Origin of the sequence: Staphylococcus succinus (assembly GCF_029024945.1) — a bacterium.
GTDB classification, from domain to species: domain Bacteria; phylum Bacillota; class Bacilli; order Staphylococcales; family Staphylococcaceae; genus Staphylococcus; species Staphylococcus succinus.
The window spans coordinates 1,277,403-1,302,431 of the sequence record NZ_CP118976.1 but is presented as its reverse complement, the minus strand read 5'-3'; the positions used below and the strand labels follow the sequence as shown (position 1 = coordinate 1,302,431).

Sequence of the window (25,029 nt, the reverse complement as noted above, 5' to 3'; positions counted from 1 at the left end):
TTTTCTCCTTTTATAAGCGTTTTAAAACAGCATCTTTCATGACTTGAATTTGCGGTGTTTTTCCTGTCCATATTTTAAAACTCTCAGCGCCTTGATATACAAACATATCCAACCCATTGTGTACGGGGTTTCCTTTGGCCTCAGCAACTTTCAAAATAGGTGTTTTAAAAGGAATATACACGATATCACTAACCAAAGTATGTGCTGATAATTGATCTAGACTGATAACGACGTCTTTATTATCTTTCATACCAGCTGGTGTAGTATTGATTACAATATCAAATTCCGAAAGCGCAGCTTCCGCTTCTTTTAAACTTATTTTATTTACTTCTAAATTCCAATGCTCAAATCTATCTAGAGATCTATTTGCGACAGTTAAAGTCGGTTGTACATATTTCGCAAGTTCACTAGCTATACCTTTACTTGCTCCACCAGCGCCTATAATTAAAATATGTGCACTTTTCAAATCTGGATAAACTTGTTTAAGACCAGTTACATATCCAATACCATCTGTATTATAACCAATCCATTTACCATTTTCGATTTTTACAGTATTGACCGCACCTACCGTTTTGGCTTGATCATCTATATCATCTAAATACGGTATAATACGCTCTTTATGCGGTATCGTAACATTAAATCCAGATAAGGACTTTTCATTAATAATCTCTTTTATAAGATGGAATTGCTTTTCCGAGATATTAATTGCTTCGTATGTTGAATTATCATTTATCGCTTCAAAATTTGCATTATGCATAACTGGTGATAATGAATGATCAATAGGGTTACCTATTACTGCATACTTCATATTAAATCCACCTTACATTATTGAATTTCTTAAAACAACATCGACATTTTTAGGAACACGTACTATCACTTTAGCACCTTCGTCGATTGTAATAAATCCTAATCCAGAAATCATAACATCTCGTTTTTCCTTACCAGTTTCTAACCTAACTGCTTTAATATCTTGTAAATCAAAATTTTCAGGGTTATTAGGTGGTGCTAGCAATGAACCGAGTTGATTACGCCATAACTCATTAGCATTTTCTGTTTTAGTTCTATGGATATTAAGCTCATTTGAAAAATAACATACTAATGGTCTTCTGCCGCCACTTACATAATCTATACGCGCTAAACCACCAAAAAATAAAGTTTGTCCTTCATTTAATTGGTATATGCGTTGTTTAATTTCCTTTTTAGGCATAATGGTTTTAAGTTCATTTTCGGTAACGAAATGTGTCATTTGATGCGCTTGTATAACACCTGGCGTATCATACATAAATGTTTTTTCGTCCAATGGAATATCTATCATATCTAAAGTAGTACCCGGGAATCTTGAAGTTGTAACGACATCTTTCTCTCCCACACTGCGTTCAATCAATTTATTGATTAGTGTAGATTTCCCAACATTTGTAGTACCAACAATATAAACATCTTCATGATTACGAAGTGTATTAATGGAAGTTAATAAATCTTCAATACCTTCATTCTTTTCAGCAGAAATCAATACCACATCTTCAGCTTCTAAGCCATATTTACGTGCCGTTTTCTTAAGCCATTCTTTAACGCGACGTTTATTAATTTGTTTAGGTAATAAATCCATTTTATTACCCACAAGTATAATCTTTTTGTTTCCAACAATTCTTTTAATCGCATTGATAAAAGAACCCTCAAAATCAAATACATCTACAACATTAACAATAATGCCATTTTTTTCTGCTAAACCATTCAATAAATTTAAAAAGTCCTCACTCTCTAAACCTACATCCTGTACTTCATTATAATTTTTCAACCTAAAACATCTTTTACATATTACATCTTCTCGATATAAATTATGCTCAGGTACATATCCTGGTGCATCTGGATCTTCGGCTTGCAATGGCGCGCCGCATCCTATACATTTTAAAATTTCAGTTTCATTCAATCAATTTTCCTCCCATGTGATATATCCTTTTTTACGAAAATGCTGTAATAATCTTCGTTCAATCATTCTATTGAATTTAGTAATAAAACCATCTGTTTGTTTGACTGGCACTACCATTATTGTAAACAAGCCACGTCTATTTCCACCAAAAACATCTGTCAGCATTTGATCGCCAATAACCACTATTTCAGAAGGGTCTAATTGCATTGATTTTGCAGCTCGGTCAAATGCACGTCCACGTGGTTTTTTAGCTTTGAAAATATAATCAACATTTAATGACTTCGAAAAACTACCTACGCGTTTTTCGTTATTATTAGAGACTATTGTTACAGTAATGCCCAATGCTCTAGCTTTATCAAACCAATTTTTAACCGCTTCTGTTGGTGCGGCTTCATCCCAACCTACTAACGTATTATCTAAGTCAGTAACAATACCTTTTACACCTGATGCTGAAAGTTTTTGAAAATCGATTTGAAAAATCGATTGTACATATTCATTTGGCATAAAATAATTCTTTATCATACCCATTATTTATTTTCACCTTTTTATATAGATTTAATTAAGCTTTCTACAATTTTACTAGAAGAAATAGCTGCTTTTTCTAAAAATGCTTCAAAAGTAATACCTGCATCGCCATCAGCCAAATCAGAAATCGCACGAGTGATAATAAATGGCAAATTAAATTGATAACACGTTTGTGCAATTGCAGTGGCTTCCATTTCTGCTGCCATTGCTTGTGGGAAATTTGTTTTTATTTGTAGTCTTTGTTCACTTGTTCCAATAAAACTATCACCACTTACAATCAAACCAGTTTTAGCAACAAGATTTTGTTCATTAATTGCAATTATAGCCTTATCATAAAGTTGCTTATCCGCAGTAAATTGAGCCGGCATTTGTGGGATTTGTCCTAATTGATATCCAAACGCTCTTGCATCTGCATCATGATAAGATACCATATCGCTCACTACAATATCACCAACATTTAACGATGTATCTAATGCGCCAGCTGATCCAGTGTTAATAACTAATTCTGGTTTGAATTTTTCAATTAGTAATGTAGTAGAAATTGCTACATTCACTTTACCTATACCACTTTGTGTGAGTACTACTTCTTTACCTTGTAATTTCCCTTTATAAAATATCACATGCGCAATATTGATTTCTTCTAATTCTATAAGTTTATCTTTTAAGATTGCTACCTCTTCTTCCATAGCACCTATAATACCTATCATTATAATTCACCTCATCTTAAAATCCTAGCCTTTGCTATTCTACCACATTTATATTGATACCTCGATCATTGTTACAATATTTATATTAAATTCTATGCATTCATTAGCTAGCATATATACTACCTCAATAACTACTTATTGTAACCGCTCTACTTAGGATAAATTGTTACATAGACTCTTACTTAATTTCATAAATTGTATACATAAAATCAAAAACTCTAAATAATACAGATTTGGCTGTACCATTTAGAGTCATTTTAGAAATAAGTATTTAACTACCCCATAATTCTGTTAAACCTTGAAGTGAAAAAATGCCTGTAACGAGTGTAACCACAACTGCAACAATTCCAAAAATCAACATCCAAGTCGGGTGGCGATAATCGCCAACTATAGATTTCCGTTTACTCGCTACTAATACTGTTCCTAAAGTAATCGGCAAAATCAAACCATTAAGCGCACCTGCAACAATAAGCAATGTAACTGGTTTGCCTAGTGATAAAAATACTAATGTAGAAATAACGATAAATGTTATGACAATGATATTCGTTTTATCATATACAGATTTATGCAGTGTCTTTAAAAACGTTGCACTTGTGTATGCAGATCCTATCACTGAAGACATTGCTGCAGCAAAAAGTACTATACCGAATATGTTTCTACCGACTGGGCCTAAAACATGTTCAAACACTGACGCAGGTGGATTTTCTGAACTTAATGAAACACCCGTCACAACTACACCAAGTACTGCTAAAAACAATAAGGTTCTCAATACACCTGTAGTTAAAATTCCAGAAACTGCAGCTTTATTTACAAACGGCAAATATTCTTTACCTTTAATTCCAGAATCTAGTATTCTATGTGCACCTGCAAATGTAATATAACCACCGACTGTCCCTCCAACCAATGTAATAATTGGCAATACAAGTGCGAGGGGTTGTTCAGGCATAACTAGATGTTTGGCTGCTTCTGCATAAGGGGGATTCGCTTTAAACATAACAAATGCTACCACGACAATCATCAATATCCCTAGAGACATTGTGACTACATCCATAATCTTTTGACCACTTTTACTTATAAATATACCTATTGATAAAATCGCGGTAATCGCAGCGCCCACTTTAACATCTAAACCAAAAATTGCATTTAAACCTAATCCTGCACCTGCAATATTACCTATGTTAAATGCTAAACCGCCAATAGCGATTAATATTGAAATAAAAGTACCAAGACCACTAACAATTTCGTTAGCTACTTCTTGGCCACGTTTACCTGTAACAACTAATACTCTCCAAATATTTATTTGTGCTCCGATATCTATAAGAATAGATAATAAAATAGCAAACGCAAAACTCGAAGTAAACTGAGCCGTAAAAACCGCTGTTTGCGTTAAGAATGCTGGCCCTATCGCTGATGTTGCCATTAAAAATACTGATCCTAATAGTAGTCTTTTATGTTCTTTTGTAAACTCAAAATCTTTACCTTGAGCTTTCAACTTTTTCCCCATAAATAATTTATCCCCCTAATTTCGTTATAGAAACGCCTTCTTTCGATAATCTTTCCTTGATTTCAGATACAAATTCAAGTGCATGTGCACCATCACCATGTACACAAATTGTATCTGCTTCTATGTCTATTTCTCGATTATTTTTTGTGATTACGCTTTTCGACTTAACCATTTTAACCACTTGTGCTATTGCTTCGTTAGTATCAGTGATTAATGCATCATCCGCTTTACGGCTGACAAGTTGGCCATCGTCTTCATATCTTCTATCTGCGAATACTTCAGAAGCTGTTTTGAGACCAATTTTTTGGGCTTCTGAAATTAACAAAGTATTAGAGAGACCTACATAGTATAGTGATTCATCAAAATCATATACTGCTTGAGCAATCGCATGCGCAATATCTTTATCTCTGGCTCCCATTTGATAAAGAGCGCCATGTGGTTTCACATGATTAATTTTAACATTATGAATTTTACAAAAACCACTTAATGCACCAAGTTGATAAATGACAGTATCATAGATTTCATCAGGCGATAAGTCCATATTCCGTCGTCCAAACCCTTGAAGGTCCGGTAACCCTGGATGTGCGCCAATACCTATATTATGTTCATTTGCGCGTTTAATCGTTTGATTCATAACATGCTGATCACCAGCATGAAAACCACATGCAACATTTGCAGAAGTAATAAGCGGAATAATTTGTTCGTCCCCGCCAAATGAATAATTACCGAATGCCTCACCTAAATCACAATTTAAATCAACTTTCATTATGATACCCCCTTGATAATTTGATGTCTATCCAAAAATTTAATATCTACATCTTTAGCGTCCCCATCTGCATATAACGGATAAGATAATACTGCATACAGAAAGTCGGCAGTCGTTGTAAATCCATCTATCACCATTTCATCCAATGTAACTTTTAATTTCTTTATGGCTAATTCACGATTCGGTGCTTTTACAATCACTTTGGCTACAAGCGAATCATAATGAGGTGATACAGTGTAACCTTGATAGAGCAAACTATCCACACGCACATTAAACCCTTGAGGTAAATGTAACTGTTTCACTGTGCCTGGAGAAGGTTGGAATTTACGTTCTGGATTTTCGGCATTAATTCTTGCTTCAATAACATGTCCATCAAACTGCACATCCTCTTGTGTGAATGGTAATGTGCCATGTTGTAAAAGGTATAATTGTGCCTGCAACAAGTCTCTATTTGCTCTCATCTCTGTCACAGTATGCTCTACTTGAATACGTGCATTCATTTCAATGAAAAAATAAGCTTCTTTTGTTACTAGAAATTCTATAGTTCCAGCACTTCTATAATTTGATGCTTTTGCAACTTTGACAGCATCATTACACATAGCTGCTCTCGTTTCTTCAGATATCGCTGCACAAGGCGATTCTTCGATTAATTTTTGATTCTTTCTCTGCACTGAACAATCTCTTTCGCCTAAGTGTATGTATGCGTTACTACCATCACCCATGACTTGTACTTCTACGTGTTTGGCAACTGGTATAAAAGCTTCCACATAAATTCGATCATCATCAAAGTATTTTTTACCTTCGCTCTTAGCTTCCTTATATGATTGTTCCAACATATCTTCTGTTTTAACAATTCTGATACCTTTACCACCGCCACCACTTGCCGCTTTTAATACAAGTGGGAAACCAATGTCCTTAGCAATCGTCTTCACTTCATCTAATGATTTAATATCATCCGTAGATCCAGGAATAATTGGAACGCCTGCTTTCTCAACTGTTTGACGGGCAGTTATTTTATCTCCCATCATTTCCATTGTTTTTTTAGTGGGACCAATAAAGTAAAGGCCATTCTCTTCAACTTTTTCAGCAAAAGATACGCTCTCTGATAAAAATCCATAACCTGGATGTATAGCATTGGCTCCGCTAATTTTTGCAGCACTGATAATTCGATCTTGATTTAAATAACTGTCTAATGGATTAACATCACCTATACAAATAGCTTGGTCCGCTAAACTTACATGTAAACTAGTTTCATCCCCTAAAGCATAAATAGCAACTGTTTTAATATCTAATTCTCTACATGCTCGAATAATACGAACAGCTATTTCACCTCTGTTTGCAATTAACACACGATACAAGAAAAACACCCCTTTTTTGAACTTATTTTACTTTGACGATTGTTTGATTATATTCTACATTTGAACCATGTGTAACGAGGATTTCATCAATGACACCATCAACTTCACTCGTAACCTCATTCATGACTTTCATCGCTTCAATATAACCAATTGTATCCCCTTGTTTGATTGTATCTCCCACTTTAATTAATGGATTGGTCAGTTCTTTTTCATCTTGCAGGAAGAATGTTCCTACCATAGGCGCTTTTACTGCTTTGAATTGCTCTACACTTTGCACTTGATTTGAGTCATTACTATATTGGCTTTCTAAAGTGCTTTGTTGAGTTGCCCATCCACTTTCATTATTTTCAGAAAAATCAAGCTCTATTTCACTATCCTGATCTTTATACTTAAATTTCTTTACCTTATTAGATTTCACTAAATTTATTAATTGCTCTATTTTTTCAATGTTCATTGTGATTCCCCTTTTAATAACTTTTTAATTCGTATAGATGTAGATCTTAGTTGTGATATATCATAAATTGGCATAGTTTCAATTCTTTCAAGTTGCGTTTTGAAATCAACTTCTTTTTGTTTTAATTTTTGAGTTGCTGCTTCTACAGAAATCCATTCAAAATAAATTACGTCCCCTGGTTTTTTTTGAGCCAAAATTGATAAATCGATAGCACTAACTGTTGCAATTTTTGTATATCCACCTACTGTTTGTTTATCATTCAGCAAAATAATAGGATTCCCATCGTTAGGTACTTGAATACTCCCTAAAGCTACAGGTTCAGAAATGATATCTGCACCATTTTGGGGAGGGATGGTTTTACCATGCAAACGAAAACCCATGCGATCTGATTTTTCAGAAATCTTATATTCTGTTGATGTTAAAGTAGCTATCTTATCTTGAGTAAATGCATTAATCTGCGGACCTTCAATAATATGAATTGTTTGTTGTTTAAAAATATCTGTATCCCGTTGAGCGCTATATCCTAAATGTACTGCATAGTTTTCGTTACAAATACAATGAATAGTATCATTTTGTTTTAAACTACGACCTTGAAACCCACCAATTTTACTTCGCACATGGGTTGCATAACTATTAGCTACTTTAGGTATATCTATTGGATTTCCGAACAAAATATAACCTCTAGCCCCTTCAATTGCAGACCCTAACGTTAAGACGTCTCCTTTTCTTGCTTTTATCACTGTATGACTAGGTATGTTGCAATCATTTAATTGGGAATTAAAGTCTGCACCAGTGATAACAAATGTATTTTCTTCTAAAAATTGAATTACAGGACCTATAACGGTACATTCTATCGCTGGCCCTTTATTACCAATCAATGTTTGGCCTAGCATGAAAGCATAAATATCTAAGGCACCAGCAGTGGAAAAACCTTGATCTTGATAACCAATTCTCCCCTTATCTTGCACCGTACTAAACAGTCCTGGTTTAATTATTTTTATACTCATATTAATTTTCCACCCACTTATCTATATTAAAATTATTATGCCTTTGTTCTTCCACTATTTCATGGTAAGTTTCTTCTGTTATAGAATAAAATTTAATATAGTCCCCAGCTGCATATAAACACATTACTTCTCTATGAATATCGAAGACATTGAGTGGTGTTCTTCCTATAATTTGCCACCCGCCTGGTGACTCTTTTGGATATAGTCCTGTCTGATTGTTCGCAATACCTACAGAACCTGCAGGTATACGTGTTCTAGGGTCTTGACGCCGCGGTGTATGCAACTTTTCATTCAAACCCCCTAAGAATGGAAAGCCTGGCATAAAACCAAGCATATAAATTAAATATGTATTATTCGTATGCATTTGAACAACAGCATCGGTCGATATTTTATTATAGTTCGCTACTTCCTCTAAATCTTGACCATACTCTCCACCGTATAGCACTGGTATATGTACGGTTTTATGATGACTCACTTCGTTGTTGAATTGCGTTAAATCAAGCTTGTCTAGTTCCAACTCAGATACAATTTTTTTTATATCGCTTTGATTTGTATCTATATACAACAAAATCGCTCGATACGAAGGTACTATTTCAATAATTGCTGGATTATTTTGTAATTTAATATATTGCTCTACTTGTTGTACTTTTTGGAACGTTTCAGCCTCGATGTGATTGTTAAAGTAAATCATAATCGATTGTTCGTTAATAAACTTAAATTCCAAAACATACTCCCCTTTGTTATATGCTTAATTAATTTTATAAAACAATAAATTGAGCACTTAATATTTTCATTGTATCATCGATAGAAAATAAACTTAATTTCATTAACTTATTAAAAGCAATAAGTTAATTTAATAGTTAAATGACTCTAATATATTCAAATATTTCGTAGTAATTTTTAAAGTTTTAAATTGTTTATTGCTAATAATTTACCAAAAAATACATAACAAGTATATAAATATATCAATTAACATAAAACCCCCTTAATACATTAAATGTATTAAGGGGGTTTTATGTTTTATTTAATATTAACTATTTTAACGTTGATTTCGCCGCCATTTGGCAATGGCACGCGTACTTCATCATCTAATTTTTTACCGATTAAACTTTTAGCTAAAGGAGATTCATTAGAAATTTTACCTTTAAAGGCATCTGATTCTGCTGAACCAACGATTTGGTAACTTTCCTCTTCATCTCCAGGTAATTCAATAAATGTCACTGTTTTACCGATTTGTACTTGGTTGTTATCTCCAGTATCTTCAATAATAAGTGCATTACGTAACATATGTTCTACGCGCTGGATATCTTGTTCAATAAAACCTTGCTCATCTTTAGCAGCATCGTATTCTGAATTCTCTGATAGATCGCCAAATGAACGCGCAATTTTAATTTTTTCAACAACTTCTGGTCGTTTAACTGTTTTTAACTCTTCAAGTTCAAGTTCTAATTTCTCAAAACCTTCTTGAGTCATTGGATATTGCTTTTGATTTTCCATTGTGTCATCTTCCTTTACATATACATACTATTGTTTACTTACTAATGTTTGAATCTTTGTTGTCATTATGTCGATAGCTACTTTATTGCTTCCACCTTCTGGAATAATAATGTCTGCATATCGCTTAGTTGGTTCTATAAACTGATTATGCATTGGTCGAACCACATTTAAATATTGATTAATAACAGACTCCATTGTACGGCCTCTTTCTTCTGTATCTCGTAAGAGTCGTCTTAAAATACGTAAATCAGCATCTGTATCAACATAAATCTTAACATCCATTAAATCTCTTAATGTTTTGTTCTCTAATGCAAATATACCTTCTACGATGATAACATCTTTTGGCTCAAATGCAATCGTTTCATCGCTTCTTGTATGGTTCGAATAATCATATGTTGGTACTTCAATTTGAATTCCATTTCTTAAATCATTTAAGTTATCTATTAATAAATCATTATCAAAAGCAAATGGATGATCATAATTGGTTTCCAAGCGCTCTTCAAATGTTAAATGTGATTGGTCTTTATAATAATAGTCTTGCGCTAATAGTGCAACACTATGACCTTCTAAATTTTTCATAATTTCGTTTGTTACTGATGTTTTGCCTGATCCAGAGCCACCAGCAATCCCAATAATAGTCGTACTTTTCATTATCCAATTTCCTTTCTCATCATGTTGTTCGTATAAATTGGATGATCGACTTTAATTTGCACGATTTGTAACGGGTGACGTGCAGCATCAAGTTCATTACCCTCTTCATCATAAATTGTATCTATTACTTGTCTAAAGGTTTCAATTTCAGGACCAAAGAATTCTATTTCTTGGCCTGGTTCGAATTTATTACGTTGTTGTACTGTAGCAATATGCGTCTTTTCATCATAGTCTAACACAAGACCACAAAAATCAAAGGGTGATTTTTTAGCGCTTTGTTGTCCAAACATCTGTTCTTCATAACCTGGGGCACCTACGATAAAGGATGAAGCAGTATCTCTATTTGCACATTTATCCAACTCAATTAGCCATTCACGCTTAATCTTGAAGTTTTCTGGATCTTCTGCATAAGCATCAATCACTTTTCTATATACAGAAACAACTGTTGCAATGTAATGAATTGATTTCATACGCCCTTCAATTTTGAGTGAATCAACCCCTATATCCATCATATTAGGTATAGATTCTATTAATTTTAAATCTTTAGGGCTCATCGCAAATGGTGTTACATCATTTGCGTCATAAAATAGATCTAATTCACCATCATCTTCAACTTTTAATAAATCATAATCCCAACGACAACTTTGACAACAACCTCCACGGTTAGAATCTCTTGCTGTCATATGATTACTTAATGTACATCTTCCAGAATAAGCAATACACATAGCACCGTGTATAAATGATTCAATTTCTATATCGACCTTAGCTTTCATTTCTTTCATTTCCATAGCACCTGTTTCGCGTGCTAAAACCACTCTATCCAAACCTTCTTCTTTCCAAAACTCAACGGCTTTATAATTTGAAAGTGATTGTTGGGTTGATAAATGAATTTCTAATTTCGGTGCTACTCGTTTACACGTCTCAATTATCAGAGGGTCTGCAACGATAATACCTGTTGCACCTGTTGATTCTAAGTCACGTAAATAATCATCTAGTCCTTTTATATTTTCATCATGTGCAATAATATTAGTCGTTACGTAAATTTTGGCATTATAACGTTTGGCGAATTCTACGCCCTCTCTTATTTCTGCCATAGTGAAATTATCAGCATTTGATCTTAACCCATATTCTTGTCCACCAAGGAAAACAGCATCTGCACCATAATGTACAGCAATTTTAAGTTTTTCTAAATTTCCTGCAGGCGCAAGCAGTTCAGGTTTTTTCATTTTAGGTTTTTTATTGGTATTTTCTTTTTCTAAAACTTTCACTGTTAAGCCTCCCTTAATATACAGTTTGTTTATATAAGAATCCTTCATCAAACGGCCTATGCTCTGGTTGAATCGCTTCAATTGGATCAACTAGCATGAATTTTTCATCTTCATAAGCTTCAGGGTCTTCAAGATATAAATCGATTGCTTCTCTATATTGTTCAGTGCACACATTAATATATTCTTCAGTATGTAATACACCATCAATTTTCAAGGCGTCTATTCCAGCTTCTAACAGTGGATCTAATTCTTCAATTAAGCAAATGTCATTAGGAGACATGATATGCGTTCCGTTATAATCTTCATATACTGGATACTTATTGTCACGTTCCTCATCATAAAGTAATAATTCATTTGCTTCTTGATTTCTTTCGATTTTCATTTGGCGTTCTTGGAAAGTGAAATAATTACCTAACAACATACGTTTAGATTGGAACATACATGTCATTCCATGGATTTGTACTTCTATTTCAACGTTCGCATGCGCTTTAATGTTTATTATTTCTTCTAAACTTAATTCTCTCGCTAATTGTGCACGTGCAGCGCCTTTTTCTCCCCAATAATTACATTGAAAATAGTTAGTCACTAGCGTTTCAGCATCCCAATGTAATGGAATTGGATGCTTTTGCTGTTTAACATACATCACAACTGCAGGATCCCCGAAAATAATTCGATCTACATTAATCTCGTGTAGAAAATTGATGTACGATTCCAACGCATTCAAATGATAATTATGGAATATTCCATTCACAGCAGCATATGCCTTTTTACCATTTTTATGAATTAATTCGACAGCTTTTTTCATAGCAGCCTGATTAAATTCACCAGCAAGCCTTAAACCAAATTTTTGTTCACCGATAATAAATGCATCTGCGCCTTTTTCTATTAATGTTTCAATATGCTCAACGGTCTTGGGGGTTACTAATAATTCCGTCATATTGACACTCCTTTAATTGAAATTGCTAAACCATCATCTATATTTAAAAAGTTTGTAGTGTAATTTTCATTATTTATTAACCAATCATTGTATTCTTGAACTTTTTTAACCATTTGACGTAAATTTCTTCTACGCACTACAGAAATATCTGACACAAAACCATGGTAAAGAACATTATCAGTAATAACAACGCCACCTTCTCTTAATAGTGGTGTATAAAGCTCAAAAAACTTTTTAGATTGTGCTTTGGCAGCATCGATAAATATCATATCATAAGTGTAATCATTAACATTTTCAAATTGTTCTAATGCGTCGCCTTCAATTAGTCTAACTTGATCCTTAAATTGATATGCCTCAAAGTGAGCTTTAGCTCTGTTTATCATCTCAGTATCACGTTCAATTGTAGTCACTTTAATATCCTTAGAAACCGATGCAAATTGCATAGCACTATAACCAATAGCTGACCCAATTTCTAATATATGTGTGGGCTTATGTAATCTTATGACCTGTTTTATCATTTCTAATGTGATTCTATCAACTATTGGAACATGATTTTCTTCAGCATATGCTCTTAGAGATTCTATATTCGCATCAGTCTGTTCATGCAACTTTAATAAATATAACTGATTGTTATCCATTTTCAAAACTTCCTTCGTTGTAAAATACTACTTTTATTTTAAACAATAAAATAAATCAGTCATTCTGACTGATTATGGTAACGCAAGTAATTTAAATATAGGTCATTTTCATATGAGACATTACTTTGTTATTTAATAATTCATTTTATGCTATAGATCTTAATTATACGCTTGAAATTAACTTTATATATTTTACCATAAAGTTAGTTAGAATATAAGTGTAAATTGTGTGGCATGGCCTTTTCCATTAAAATATGTGATATTACAACATGAAAGAATAGGAACACTGTTTAATTCTAATACATAAAAAGAAACCAAGCTGAATTAATCAGCTTGGTTCCCCTATACAAAAAATTATTCGTGATCGTGTTCGTGATCATCCATTTCTGTATTAACGATTTCTTCAATCATATCCCATTCTTCATCTGTTTCAACAGGTAAGAATTTGCCACCTTCACCATTTTCATCTGGTTCGTTAATCATTGGTACTAATTCTACTAAATCATCGTCATCAGATTCTGCGCCTTCTTCAGCAAGAATCACATATTCTTTTTTGAATTCATGGTGATAGAATTCTAAAACTTTACGATATAATACTTCATTGCCTTCTTCATCGTATAAAGTTAATAATTCCTCTTCGTTGTTTATTTCTAATTCAGCATCATGATTGTGTTCTGTCATTATAAAACGCTCCTTTTTATTGAATAGAATCCAAATAACCTTGCAATATAAACACTGCTGCCATTTTATCTATTACTTTTTTTCTTTTCTGTCTTGAAACATCTGCCTCGAGTAACGAACGTTCCGCAGCCATAGTGCTTAATCGCTCATCCCACATGATTATCTCTAAAGATGGCAATGCTTCTTTAAGTTGCTCCTTGTATTGTAACGAAGCTTCGCCTCGAAATCCAATAGAATTATTCATATTTTTAGGCAAACCGATAACAACCGAACCTACGTTCTCTTTTTTTATGATTTCTACTAACTTATCTATACCTAATTCATTATTTTCTTCATCTATACGGAGTGTATCTAATCCTTGAGCTGTCCAACCCATAAGATCACTAACTGCAATGCCAACAGTTTTACTACCAACGTCTAAACCTAAAATCTTATGTTTTAACATATTTTAATCGGGTTTCTCTTGTAAATAATTCGATACTAATTCTTCCATAATATCGTCACGATCAATACGACGAATTTGGTTTCTTGCTTCATTGTGACGAGGAATGTAAGCTGGATCACCAGATAATAAATAACCCACAATTTGGTTTACAGGATTGTATCCTTTTTCTTCAAGCGCATTATAGACATTTTGTAGTACTGTTTTGACATCTTCTTTTGGAATTTCATCATAATTAAATTTCATAGTTTTATCAAAGTTTTCCATTATTAAACACTCCTTTAATATCGAGTAACAATCTAGTTAGTTACATTCTACATGACATCACCTAGAAGTTATAGGGATTTAATGTAATTTTTAATGAAAAGTAATGATTCTGTTATGTTCTCTGGTTCTGTACCGCCACCTTGAGCCATGTCCGGACGGCCGCCGCCTTTTCCACCAACGATTGGAGCCATATTTTTGATAATATCACCAGCTTTTACTTTATCTGTTAGTGATTGAGGTACTGTGGCAACTAATGACACTTTCCCATCTATATTACTCACTAGCACAATAACAGTATCTTGTAATTTTGATTTAAAATCATCCATAGTTTCACGAATTGCTTTCGCATTCGCAACTTCAACTTCAGTAGCTAATACTTTTAAGCCATTGATATCTTCAACTTGATCTGTTATATCTCCCATTTTTAGTGAAGTAATTTCTTTGTTTCGTTGTTCTAATTGCTTAGTTAATTCTTTTTCATCCAATTGCATTTGAACAACTTTTTCAAGGACTTGGTCATCTGATTTAACTTTCACTTGTGATTTAACAGCGTTAAACTTCTCTTGTACTGATTCTAAATAAAGGAAAGCCGATTTACCAGTAAATGCTTCTATACGACGCACACCTGCACCTGTACCTGATTCACTAACAATTTTAAATAATCCAATTTCTGATGTGTTATTTACATGTATACCACCACATAATTCAATAGAAAACGGCGCCATGTTTACAACTCTAACAATATCACCATATTTCTCACCAAATAATGCCATTGCACCTAATGCCTTAGCGTCAGAAATAGACATTTCTTGAATGCTCACTTCAATACTATTCCAAATTTCTTCGTTTACTCGACGTTCTACCTTATCTATTTCGTCTTCAGTCATCGGACCAAAATGAGAGAAATCAAATCTCAAACGATCTGGTTCAACTAATGAACCTGCTTGATTAACATGCTCACCTAATACCTCTTTCAATGCTGCATGTAATAAGTGTGTTGCGCTATGGTTTTTCTCTATTGCACGGCGTTCAGTATGGTTTACACTAGCAGAGACTTCAGCCCCTGTGTTCACATTACCAAATTGTACTTCCCCTTTATGCAAGTTTTGTCCATTTGGTGCTTTAGTCACTTCTGAAACAGTTATTTCGAAGTTTTCATTACTAATTGTACCTTTATCAGCTACTTGTCCACCACTTACAGCATAAAACGGCGTTTCTTTTAATACAAAATGAATACTGTCTCCAGCTTCAACTTCTTCAACTAATTCGCCATTGTAAATAATATCTGTAATTGTAGTAGCTTTATCCATAACATCGTAACCAACAAAATCACTTTGCGTAGTAATGTTTTTTAGCACTTCACTTTGAACTTGCATAGATTGTGAATTTTGACGTGCTTGTCTTGCTCGATTTCTTTGTTGTTGCATTTCTGCATCAAAAGTAGCCATGTCCACAGAAAGATTTTCTTGGGTTGCGATTTCCTCTGTTAATTCAACTGGGAAACCGTAAGTGTCATACAATTTAAATGCATCTTTACCACTAATTTCTTTAGTTTCTACTTTTGCTTTAGCTACTAAATTGTTTAGTATAGCTAATCCTTCTTCTAACGTTTCATGGAAACGTTCCTCTTCGGATTTAATTACACGTTTAATAAAGTCTGATTTTTCTTTAACATTAGGATAATAAGGTTCCATAATGTCAGCAACAATATCTACAAGTCTGTACATAAATGGTTCATTTATATCTAACGATTGGCTAAATCTAACCGCACGTCTTAATAAGCGACGTAAAACATAGCCTCTACCTTCATTAGCTGGTAATGCGCCATCTGCAATAGCAAATGCAATTGTACGAATGTGGTCAGAAATTACTTTGAATGCAACATCAAAGGCATCATTTTCTAAATACTTTTTATTTGAAACTTTTTCCACCTCATTGATAATAGGCATAAATAAGTCCGTTTCATAATTGGTGCGCACATTTTGTGCAATAGAAGCCATTCTCTCAAGCCCCATACCAGTATCAATATTTTTATTTGGAAGTGGTGTGTACGTATGGTCTTTATTATGGTTGAATTCACTAAATACTAAATTCCACACTTCTAAGTAACGTTCATTTTCCCCACCTGGGTACATTTCTTCTTTTGGATCATTTTGACCAAATTGATCACCACGATCATAGAAAATTTCTGTATTTGGACCTGACGGACCTTCACCTATATCCCAAAAATTGCCTTCTATACGTATAATTCTACTTTCTTCTAAACCAATATCTTCATTCCAAATACGATAAGCCTCAACATCTTCTGGATGAATCGTAACATATAAACGTTGTGGATCCATTGCCATCCATTGATCACTTGTTAAAAATTCCCAAGCAAATTCAATTGCCTCTTGTTTAAAATAGTCTCCAATTGAGAAGTTCCCTAGCATTTCAAAGAATGTATGGTGTCTCGCTGTAAACCCAACATTCTCAATATCGTTTGTACGTATCGCTTTTTGAGAGTTAACAATACGTGGCTTTTTAGGTGTTTCGCGTCCATCGAAATATTTTTTCAATGTAGCTACACCTGAATTTATCCATAATAATGAATCATCATCTATAGGTACTAATGGTGCAGAAGGCTCCACCATATGTCCTTTTTCTACAAAGTAATCAATAAAGTTCTGTCTAATCTCACTTGCTTTTAAGTTTTTCATCCTTAAATTTCCTCCATATTAAATCATGTTATATCAGTCATAAAATAAAAACTGCAAATAAAAAAACGCCCATCCTCATAAAAGGGACGAACGTTTCGCGGTACCACCCTAGTTATAAGCCTTAGCAAAATCTCATTCTATCCATGCTTTATGTCGTGCATATCATTCGATAGTTATTTAAAAATTTACTAATTTATACTTATCACTTAATTAGTCTTATGTTTACTGACACAAAGTAGCGTTCAACTAATATCACCTGTACTTTTCACCAACCAGTACATCTCTTTTTGTCTAATATAGTTTACTTTTCTTCATGCGAAGTTAATTATATTGTATTTATTTTCTTTACCAATGTCAATCTTCTACGAAATCATATGGAGAAATCGTTCCCATATTTATCATTGGATCAATTTTAAACATTGTAGATTCTGTTAATACTGTTTCTGAATCAATACTTTGATTGATATCTTCGTCTTCTGAAATTGTTTCATTATTGAAATAAGCTTTCAAGAGTGAACATAGTTGCGTCATTCTCACTTGTCCATGTGTTTTCAATCCTATATCAAACGCTTGTGGGTCCCCCAAAAACACTAAAGATTGCTTAGCTCGTGTAAGACCCGTATATAAAATAGGCTTTTGTAACATTCTAAAGTATTGTTTTACCATCGGCATGATTACAATTGGAAATTCAGAACCTTGCGATTTATGAATTGAGGTACAATAAGCATGTGTCAATTCCATTAAATCTTGACGTGTAAATGTAATTTCGTTCCCCTCGAAATCAACCACGAGTACATCTTTATTTAAAGCATTTTCTTTTGCCCAGAATATACCAACAATTTCGCCGATATCACCATTAAAAATATTATCACTCGGTCTATTTACCAATTGCAATACTTTATCACCTTTTCTAAAGAACACATCACCAAATTCTATTTCTCGTGTATCTTTTTCTTTAGGATTTAAGATGTGTTGTAATACAGTATTCAACTTTTTAATACCGGCCGATCCCTTGTACATAGGAGCCAATACTTGTATATCACTCATATCATAGCCTTTATTCACTGCGCTTGACACTACTTTTTCTACTACAGACGGGATTTGATCTGTACTACAATTAATAAAATTACGATCATGAAATCGCTGCGTAATATCTATGGACTCACCTAACTTCATTCTGTGAGCCAATTCAATAATACTTGAGCCATCTTGTTGACGATAGACTTCGGTCAGATTCACACGAGGTATGACCTTAGAATCAATTAAATCTTTAAATACTTGTCCTGGTCCAACAGAAGGTAATTGATCCTCATCACCTACTAGAATGACTTGCGCATCTATCGGCACAGCACTCATAAATTGATGAAACAACCATGTATCAACCATAGACATTTCGTCTATAATAATCAATTTGGCTGAAATTTCATTATCTAAAATATCTTCTGGTGATGTATCCTGATTCCATCCAATTAATCTATGGATTGTCATTGCCTCTAAGCCCGTGGCATCAGCCAATCGTTTTGAAGCTCTTCCGGTTGGCGCTGCTAATACCACTGGATAAACATCGTTTTGATAATCATCATAATCCAAAGATAAACCATGAATTTCAGCGTATAACTCAACAATACCTTTTATCACTGTCGTTTTTCCTGTACCTGGACCGCCAGTAAGTAACATTACTTTAGAATTAATTGCAGTTTGTAACGCTTCTCTTTGTGAGTCTGCATATGACACTTTATTTCTTTCTTCAATATCGCCAATTTCAAGTAACAAGTCCGATTGTTCAATCTCTTTTAATTTGTTGGTATAGCTGAAATTACGATATAAATTTTGTACACTTTTAAGTTCTGAATAATAAAGGCTGGGTATAGCAACTTCATTCTCTTGTTGAATTAGCTTAGTATCACTAACTAAATCTTGTAATACTGTTTCTAATTGTTGCGTGTCAATCACCTCAGCTGGTGGCTGCGATAACATATCTTGAGTCATTTCTAATACATTGTTCGTTGGTAAATAGGTATGACCTTGTTTAATACACGCTTCTTCTAATACATATAGTAAGCCTGCCTTGAGACGTTCAGCATCATTAAACTGTATACCAACATTCCTAGCTAAAGTATCTGCCTTGTTAAAGCCAATACCTTTTACATCATAAACAAGTTGATACGGTTTGCTTTTAACTATGTCAAGAGTATCTCCCATGTAAGCTTGATAAATAGCCATTGCAAGTTTAGGTCCAAATCCTAAATCATGTAAACGTATAATGATTTGTTCAGTTTCTTGATTGCTCGCAATCTGCTCAGCAATTTGCTTTTGCTTTTTCTTAGGTAACCCTGGTACTTTTTCTAATATTTCTGGATTATTTAAGATATCATTTATTGCATTTTCGCCTAATTTATTTACGATGCTTTGTGCTGTTTTTTTTCCTATACCTTTAAATAAATCACTAGATAAATAACTTATAATCGCTTCTTTCGTTTGTGGTAACTCTTTTTCAAATGTTTCAGCTTTTAATTGTTTGCCATATTTTGAATGGGTAACAACTTGACCTTTAAAAGTATAGACATCGCCTTCAGTTATTTCTGGAAAAAACCCTACAATTGTAGGCATTGAATCGAATGATTCATTTGATTCAATCATATCTACTTTTAAAACTGTATAAAAGTTCTCTTTATTTTGAAATAAAATTGCATCAACAGTGCCTTTAATCATAGAACTCGTGAATAATGTAGGGTCTTCCATAAGTTAATCCTCCTCTGCGATAGCTTTAAATGTTTTAATAGCATGTTGACTCATAATGTGTTCTGGATTAATCGCAACTGCACATTCAAAATATTGTAGTGCTTGTTGGGGATCTTCAGTCTGCATATACGTTGCTAAACCTAAGTTATATAAAGCGTCTGTATGAGCCTCATCTAGAGTTAACACATGATTCAGTTGTGTTACTGCTGCTTCAAACATTTCTAAATGACAAAGCACTAACCCATATTGAAATTGTACTTCACTATCCTTACGGTCATCTAACTCAGCTGCTGTCATTAAAAATGGCAGTGCTTCTTTAAATGCTTCTAATTGATTAAAGGACATGCCTATCATGTAGTTAGTATCTACTTGGTCAACATTATATTTTAAGGCTTGTTGATATAGTTTAATCGCTTCAGTAAATCGATTCTCATTATAATATACATTGCCTAAATTATAATATATTGCACCATTATGAGGATCTAATGTAATTGCTTTTTGGAAGAATTTTTCTGCATTTGCTACTTCTCCGGCTTCAGCAATTAAAATACCTGCATTTATGTAATTTTCAACTTCTTGTGGATTTTGCTCAATATTCTCAAATAATGCTTTAATTGCCGCTTCTATATTTCCTTGCTTGATTAATTTATAAATTTGTTCTTGATTCAATTTAAACCCTCTTTTCTGACTATCTATTATAACATTTGCTGATGGTTTTTAAATGCTATTTTACTAAAAAGAAATCGTCAGTCACTATAATATATAGCTCAACTAACGATCTCCGAATACATCTTTATCATATAATATTATACAACGTAGCTTAATTGACCCGATTGCTTATAGACATCATCAATTGTAGCGCCACCTAAACATATATCGCCATCATATAGTACGACAGCTTGCCCAGGCGTAATAGCACGTACTGGCACATCAAAAGTAACACGTATTGCGTTATCGTTTTCTTTGGTTACAAATACTTTTGTATCTTTTTGACGATATCTAAATTTAGCAGTACATTCAAAACCATTTTCTAAATCAACGTCATTTACAAAAGAAATATCTGATGCAATTAAATAATCACTGTAAAGTGCGTCATGATGGAATCCTTGTTCAACATATAAAATATTATCATTTAAATTTTTTCCAACAACAAACCATGGTTCACCATCTCCACCAATGCCAAGACCGTGACGTTGACCGATTGTATAATACATCAGACCTGCATGAACACCGATTTTTTCACCATCTAATGTACGCATTTCTCCTGATTGCGCTGGTAAATATTGCGATAAAAATTCTTTAAAATTACGTTCACCAATAAAACAAATACCAGTTGAATCTTTTTTCTTAGCCGTAGCTAAATCTTGCTCTTCAGCAATACGACGTACTTCTTTTTTCTCTATATCGCCGATTGGGAACATCACATGAGCTAATTGATCTTGTGATAATTGATTTAAGAAATAAGTTTGATCTTTGTTATTATCAATCCCTCGTAACATTTCAACATGTCCATCTTCGTGACGCTGAATGCGTGCATAATGACCTGTTGCCACATAATCTGCACCTAATTTCAACGCGTGTTCTAAGAACGCTTTGAATTTAATTTCTTTATTACACATTACATCCGGATTTGGTGTACGTCCTTTTTTATATTCATCTAAGAAATAAGTGAATACTTTATCCCAATATTCTTTTTCGAAATTAACCGCATAGTATGGAATCCCTATTTGATTACATACTGCAATAACATCATTATAATCTTCTGTCGCTGTACAAAAACCATTCTCATCTGTATCGTCCCAATTTTTCATGAAAATGCCTATGACATCGTAACCTTGTTCTTTTAATAAATGTGCAGTTACAGAACTATCTACGCCACCAGACATGCCTACAACAACACGTGTATCTTTATTTGACACTTATATGTCCTCCTTAAATTTGTGATAAATTTTATGAATTTCTGTCGCTATATACTTAACTTCTTGTTCTGTTGTTTGTTCGTTAAAACTAAAACGCACAGAATGTTTTGCTCTGTCGTCATGCTCATACATTGCTACTAATACATGTGACGGTGTGGTAGTCCCTGCAGTACATGCAGACCCCGATGATACATAAATATTGGCTAAATCCAATAAGGTTAATATGGTTTCAACATCAATAAATGGAAAATATAAATTCACAATATGTCCCGTTGACTCAGTCATAGAGCCATTTAGTTCAAAGGGTATAGAACGCTCTTGAAGGGAAACTAGAAATTGATTTTTCAAATTCATAAGGTGTATGTTATTTTCATTTAAATGTTCTGTTGCAAGCTTAAGCGCTTCTGCAAAACCAACAATCTGAGGCAGGTTTTCAGTACCGGCTCTGCGTTTTGCTTCTTGTTCTCCACCTAATTGCAAAAATTGTAGTGGTGTACCCTCTTTTACTACTAAGGCGCCAACACCTTTAGGACCTCCAAATTTATGCGCTGTTATACTCATTGCATCAATATTAAAATCATGAAAATTTATATCTAGATGACCGATTGCTTGTACAGCATCGACATGTAATAAAGCATTAGAATCAGCAACAATACTATCAATCTCATACATTGGCTGTACTGTACCTATCTCATTATTGACAAACATTATTGATACTAAAATCGTCTGTTCTGTAATAACTTCTTTCAATTGATCAAGTTGGACTAAACCTTGATGATCTACATCTAAATAAGTTACATCAAAGCCTTCTTTTTCAAGTTGTCCAAACACGTGAAGTACAGAGTGATGCTCAATTTTAGTAGTAATGATATGGTTACCCTTATAACGCTGTGCATATGCAATACCTTTAATAGCTGTATTATTAGATTCTGTTGCGCCGCTTGTAAATATAATTTCATTCTGCTTTGCGCCGAGAGCTTGTTTGACACTTCTACGCGAATCATCTAGATGCTTTCGTGCATTTCTCCCAACACTATGAATAGAAGATGGGTTACCATAATGAACAGCATATATATCCATCATTTTATCAACTACTTCCTGTTTTACAGGGGTTGTTGCAGCATAATCTGCATATACTTCCATGTTTGACACTCCTTACAATTTTTATCAATGTTCCAATGATAGCACCATCTAATTAATTTTTCTAGTTGTCTGTTTCAAAATGACCATTTTCATCAATAGCTTTATAATCATCTAATAATCTCAAGGTATCATTGACATTTAACTTTTTATCTTGCTTTAATGACAAATTGTGTAGCTGCTTATTTCTAACTTCCCAGTGTGTGGCTTTAAATTGTGACTGCATGTATATATCATGTGTCACAATAAATACTTGACCATTAAAACTTTGTATCATTTTCATAATTAAGTTTTGTGTAGCGATATCAAAATAGTTGGTTGGTTCATCTAATATGAGTAAATGAGGATTTGAGAAAAATAACAATACAAATTGAAGCCTACTCTTTTCTCCCATTGATAAATCTGCTATAGCATGCACTATTTTATCTTGATTAAACCCAAATGAAGCTAAAATCGTTTGTGCATGACTGCGATTCATCCCCTCTAGGTCTAATACCATATTAAGTGGCGTTTCATCATAATCTAAATTATTATTTTGCTGATCAAAATATCCTATTTTAAGCGATGGTGTTATATGCACTTTTCCAATATCCGGTATCAATCGTTGTCTAATGATATCAATCAACAATGACTTCCCACTTCCATTAGGCCCAGTGAGTAATATATTTTCGCCATTTTTAATTTCAAAATGAGCATTTTCATAAATAGGATTGTTATTCATGGTCATGCTAAAGTGTTCTATACGTAGTAAGTTACGTTTGCGCAAAACATCTTGGTCATTAAAATGAAAATGTCTATCATCCATTTCCGGTTCTTCAAAATTTGTATCATTACGTTTTTGGGTCAATTGCGTTTCTTTTATTTTAGATTTTTGAGCTAATTTGCTTAACCTTTTCTGTTCAATTGGGTCTCTCACACTCGTTGATTGTTTAGCTGTGTAATGCCATTCTTTTACTCGGCTAATTGTCTGCTCTAGTTCTTTTATTTCTTTTTGATGTTTTTCATAAGCTCTAACTTGGGTTTGAAATTCTAAGTCTATGATTTCTTTATATTGGTTATAATTGCCTATGAATTTTCTAGTATATTGGTTAGTAATTTCAATAATGTGACTAGCTGTTTCGTTCATAAATCCACGATGATGTGTGACATAAATCAAAGTATGATTTGATTTATTCATATATTGAACTAAGTCAGCTAACATTGCTTGATCAAGGTGATTCGTTGGTTCATCTAGCAAAATTAATTCCTTATCAGATATAACTGCTCGTAATAATGCAACTTTTGTCTGTTGTCCTCCACTTAGCAAACCTATTGATTGATTTAAATCATGTTCTGTTAAATTAAATTGCTTTGCTTTTGTAAGGATACGCTGTTCTATTTCATATCCATTTAAAGCAATATAATCTGCAATACGCTCATAATTATGCTGCATTGCTTTTTTTATAGTTAAACATTCAGGATATAAAGACATGATATAATCCATCGCTATAATGTCATGATAAATCGTCATATCTTGCTTCATTAAATAAGCATTACCCTCATATTTTTTAAAAATTTCATTTAACAACGACGTTTTGCCAACACCATTATCCCCTACAATTGCTATGTGTTCTCCTGGTTCAACAGATATATTTACGTGTTCTATTAACGTTTTACCATATTTTTCGAATGGTTTTTGCACAAAATAAAAAGACATATCAATTTCCCACTTTCACGGATATGACACATCATAAAATAGCATAAAATAATAATGTAAAGTTGCTAGATTTTAAGGAAGCTTATTTACGACATAGACATATCCCAGTAATTTTTTTATATAAATGTAATTCATTTGAGTTAATCTTTTGAGAGTTATCCATTGTCTTAATTTAAGCCACCTAACGTTTTAATTTCATTTAGT

The 25,029-nt window shown here is 33.4% G+C and carries 24 protein-coding genes; all 24 read right to left on the bottom strand.

Translation table 11 applies throughout. From position 1 onward, the window contains the following. Window positions 1-10: 10 nt before the first annotated feature. The 24 genes from aroE to sal all read right to left on the bottom strand — a co-directional run bounded on the left by aroE (window position 11) and on the right by sal (window position 24,825). Window positions 11-808: a shikimate dehydrogenase gene (gene aroE / locus PYW31_RS06365; RefSeq protein ID WP_046836592.1), complete on the bottom strand. Its 798-nt coding sequence runs from the start codon at window positions 806-808 to the stop codon at window positions 11-13. 12 nt (window positions 809-820) lie between these two features. After that, window positions 821-1,927, bottom strand: coding sequence for a ribosome biogenesis GTPase YqeH (yqeH, locus tag PYW31_RS06360; protein ID WP_046836593.1), 1,107 nt, complete (start codon window positions 1,925-1,927; stop codon window positions 821-823). Continuing rightward, window positions 1,928-2,455: a YqeG family HAD IIIA-type phosphatase gene (locus PYW31_RS06355; RefSeq protein WP_046836594.1), complete on the bottom strand. Its 528-nt coding sequence runs from the start codon at window positions 2,453-2,455 to the stop codon at window positions 1,928-1,930. Between the two features lie 17 nt (window positions 2,456-2,472). Then, window positions 2,473-3,159 (bottom strand): 5'-methylthioadenosine/S-adenosylhomocysteine nucleosidase, encoded by a 687-nt coding sequence (gene mtnN, locus PYW31_RS06350; RefSeq protein ID WP_046836595.1) that lies wholly within the window; start codon window positions 3,157-3,159, stop codon window positions 2,473-2,475. A gap of 271 nt (window positions 3,160-3,430) precedes the next feature. Beyond that, entirely contained in the window at window positions 3,431-4,663 is a 1,233-nt protein-coding gene (locus tag PYW31_RS06345) for an NRAMP family divalent metal transporter (RefSeq protein WP_046836596.1), read from the bottom strand. A gap of 7 nt (window positions 4,664-4,670) precedes the next feature. After that, window positions 4,671-5,429 (bottom strand): 5-oxoprolinase subunit PxpA, encoded by a 759-nt coding sequence (gene pxpA, locus PYW31_RS06340; protein WP_046836597.1) that lies wholly within the window; start codon window positions 5,427-5,429, stop codon window positions 4,671-4,673. After that, window positions 5,429-6,787, bottom strand: a complete 1,359-nt coding sequence (locus tag PYW31_RS06335; RefSeq protein WP_046836598.1) for an acetyl-CoA carboxylase biotin carboxylase subunit — start codon at window positions 6,785-6,787, stop codon at window positions 5,429-5,431. Before PYW31_RS06335 ends, pxpA begins: the two co-directional genes overlap by 1 nt. A gap of 22 nt (window positions 6,788-6,809) precedes the next feature. Next, a complete protein-coding gene (locus tag PYW31_RS06330) occupies window positions 6,810-7,241 on the bottom strand; it encodes an acetyl-CoA carboxylase biotin carboxyl carrier protein (protein WP_046836599.1) in 432 nt (143 codons plus the stop codon). Next, a complete protein-coding gene (locus PYW31_RS06325) occupies window positions 7,238-8,248 on the bottom strand; it encodes a 5-oxoprolinase subunit C family protein (protein WP_046836600.1) in 1,011 nt (336 codons plus the stop codon). The genes PYW31_RS06330 and PYW31_RS06325 overlap by 4 nt, the downstream gene beginning before the upstream one ends. Before the next feature lies 1 nt (window position 8,249). Next, window positions 8,250-8,972: a 5-oxoprolinase subunit PxpB gene (gene pxpB / locus PYW31_RS06320; protein WP_046836601.1), complete on the bottom strand. Its 723-nt coding sequence runs from the start codon at window positions 8,970-8,972 to the stop codon at window positions 8,250-8,252. Window positions 8,973-9,268: 296 nt separating this feature from the next. Then, window positions 9,269-9,745: a transcription elongation factor GreA gene (greA, locus tag PYW31_RS06315; RefSeq protein ID WP_046836602.1), complete on the bottom strand. Its 477-nt coding sequence runs from the start codon at window positions 9,743-9,745 to the stop codon at window positions 9,269-9,271. A gap of 27 nt (window positions 9,746-9,772) precedes the next feature. Beyond that, on the bottom strand, window positions 9,773-10,396 hold the full coding sequence (gene udk / locus PYW31_RS06310; RefSeq protein ID WP_046836603.1) for a uridine kinase: 624 nt from the start codon (window positions 10,394-10,396) through the stop codon (window positions 9,773-9,775). After that, window positions 10,396-11,622, bottom strand: coding sequence for a peptidase U32 family protein (locus PYW31_RS06305; protein ID WP_103356899.1), 1,227 nt, complete (start codon window positions 11,620-11,622; stop codon window positions 10,396-10,398). Before PYW31_RS06305 ends, udk begins: the two co-directional genes overlap by 1 nt. Before the next feature lie 55 nt (window positions 11,623-11,677). Next, window positions 11,678-12,601 (bottom strand): peptidase U32 family protein, encoded by a 924-nt coding sequence (locus PYW31_RS06300; RefSeq protein WP_046836605.1) that lies wholly within the window; start codon window positions 12,599-12,601, stop codon window positions 11,678-11,680. Further along, window positions 12,598-13,239, bottom strand: coding sequence for an O-methyltransferase (locus PYW31_RS06295; protein WP_046836606.1), 642 nt, complete (start codon window positions 13,237-13,239; stop codon window positions 12,598-12,600). The genes PYW31_RS06300 and PYW31_RS06295 overlap by 4 nt, the downstream gene beginning before the upstream one ends. Before the next feature lie 354 nt (window positions 13,240-13,593). After that, the gene (locus PYW31_RS06290; RefSeq protein WP_046836607.1) at window positions 13,594-13,920 is read right to left on the bottom strand and encodes a DUF1292 domain-containing protein; all 327 of its coding nucleotides are present in this window, start codon (window positions 13,918-13,920) and stop codon (window positions 13,594-13,596) included. A 16-nt stretch (window positions 13,921-13,936) separates the two neighbouring features. Next, window positions 13,937-14,365, bottom strand: a complete 429-nt coding sequence (gene ruvX / locus PYW31_RS06285; RefSeq protein ID WP_046836608.1) for a Holliday junction resolvase RuvX — start codon at window positions 14,363-14,365, stop codon at window positions 13,937-13,939. A 3-nt stretch (window positions 14,366-14,368) separates the two neighbouring features. Beyond that, window positions 14,369-14,629, bottom strand: a complete 261-nt coding sequence (locus tag PYW31_RS06280; RefSeq protein WP_046836609.1) for an IreB family regulatory phosphoprotein — start codon at window positions 14,627-14,629, stop codon at window positions 14,369-14,371. A gap of 68 nt (window positions 14,630-14,697) precedes the next feature. Next, entirely contained in the window at window positions 14,698-17,328 is a 2,631-nt protein-coding gene (gene alaS, locus PYW31_RS06275; RefSeq protein WP_046836610.1) for an alanine--tRNA ligase, read from the bottom strand. Window positions 17,329-17,682: 354 nt separating this feature from the next. Continuing rightward, on the bottom strand, window positions 17,683-20,070 hold the full coding sequence (gene recD2 / locus PYW31_RS06270) for an SF1B family DNA helicase RecD2 (protein ID WP_046836611.1): 2,388 nt from the start codon (window positions 20,068-20,070) through the stop codon (window positions 17,683-17,685). Window positions 20,071-20,073: 3 nt separating this feature from the next. Continuing rightward, window positions 20,074-20,739, bottom strand: coding sequence for a tetratricopeptide repeat protein (locus tag PYW31_RS06265; protein WP_046836612.1), 666 nt, complete (start codon window positions 20,737-20,739; stop codon window positions 20,074-20,076). Between the two features lie 137 nt (window positions 20,740-20,876). After that, window positions 20,877-21,989 (bottom strand): tRNA 2-thiouridine(34) synthase MnmA, encoded by a 1,113-nt coding sequence (mnmA, locus tag PYW31_RS06260; protein WP_046836613.1) that lies wholly within the window; start codon window positions 21,987-21,989, stop codon window positions 20,877-20,879. Further along, window positions 21,990-23,132 carry a cysteine desulfurase family protein gene (locus tag PYW31_RS06255; protein ID WP_046836614.1) on the bottom strand — a complete coding sequence of 381 codons (1,143 nt, stop codon included), beginning with the start codon at window positions 23,130-23,132 and terminating at the stop codon, window positions 21,990-21,992. It abuts the gene before it with no gap. A 61-nt stretch (window positions 23,133-23,193) separates the two neighbouring features. Then, window positions 23,194-24,825, bottom strand: coding sequence for a Sal family ABC-F type ribosomal protection protein (gene sal / locus PYW31_RS06250; RefSeq protein ID WP_082104707.1), 1,632 nt, complete (start codon window positions 24,823-24,825; stop codon window positions 23,194-23,196). Window positions 24,826-25,029: the final 204 nt, after the last annotated feature.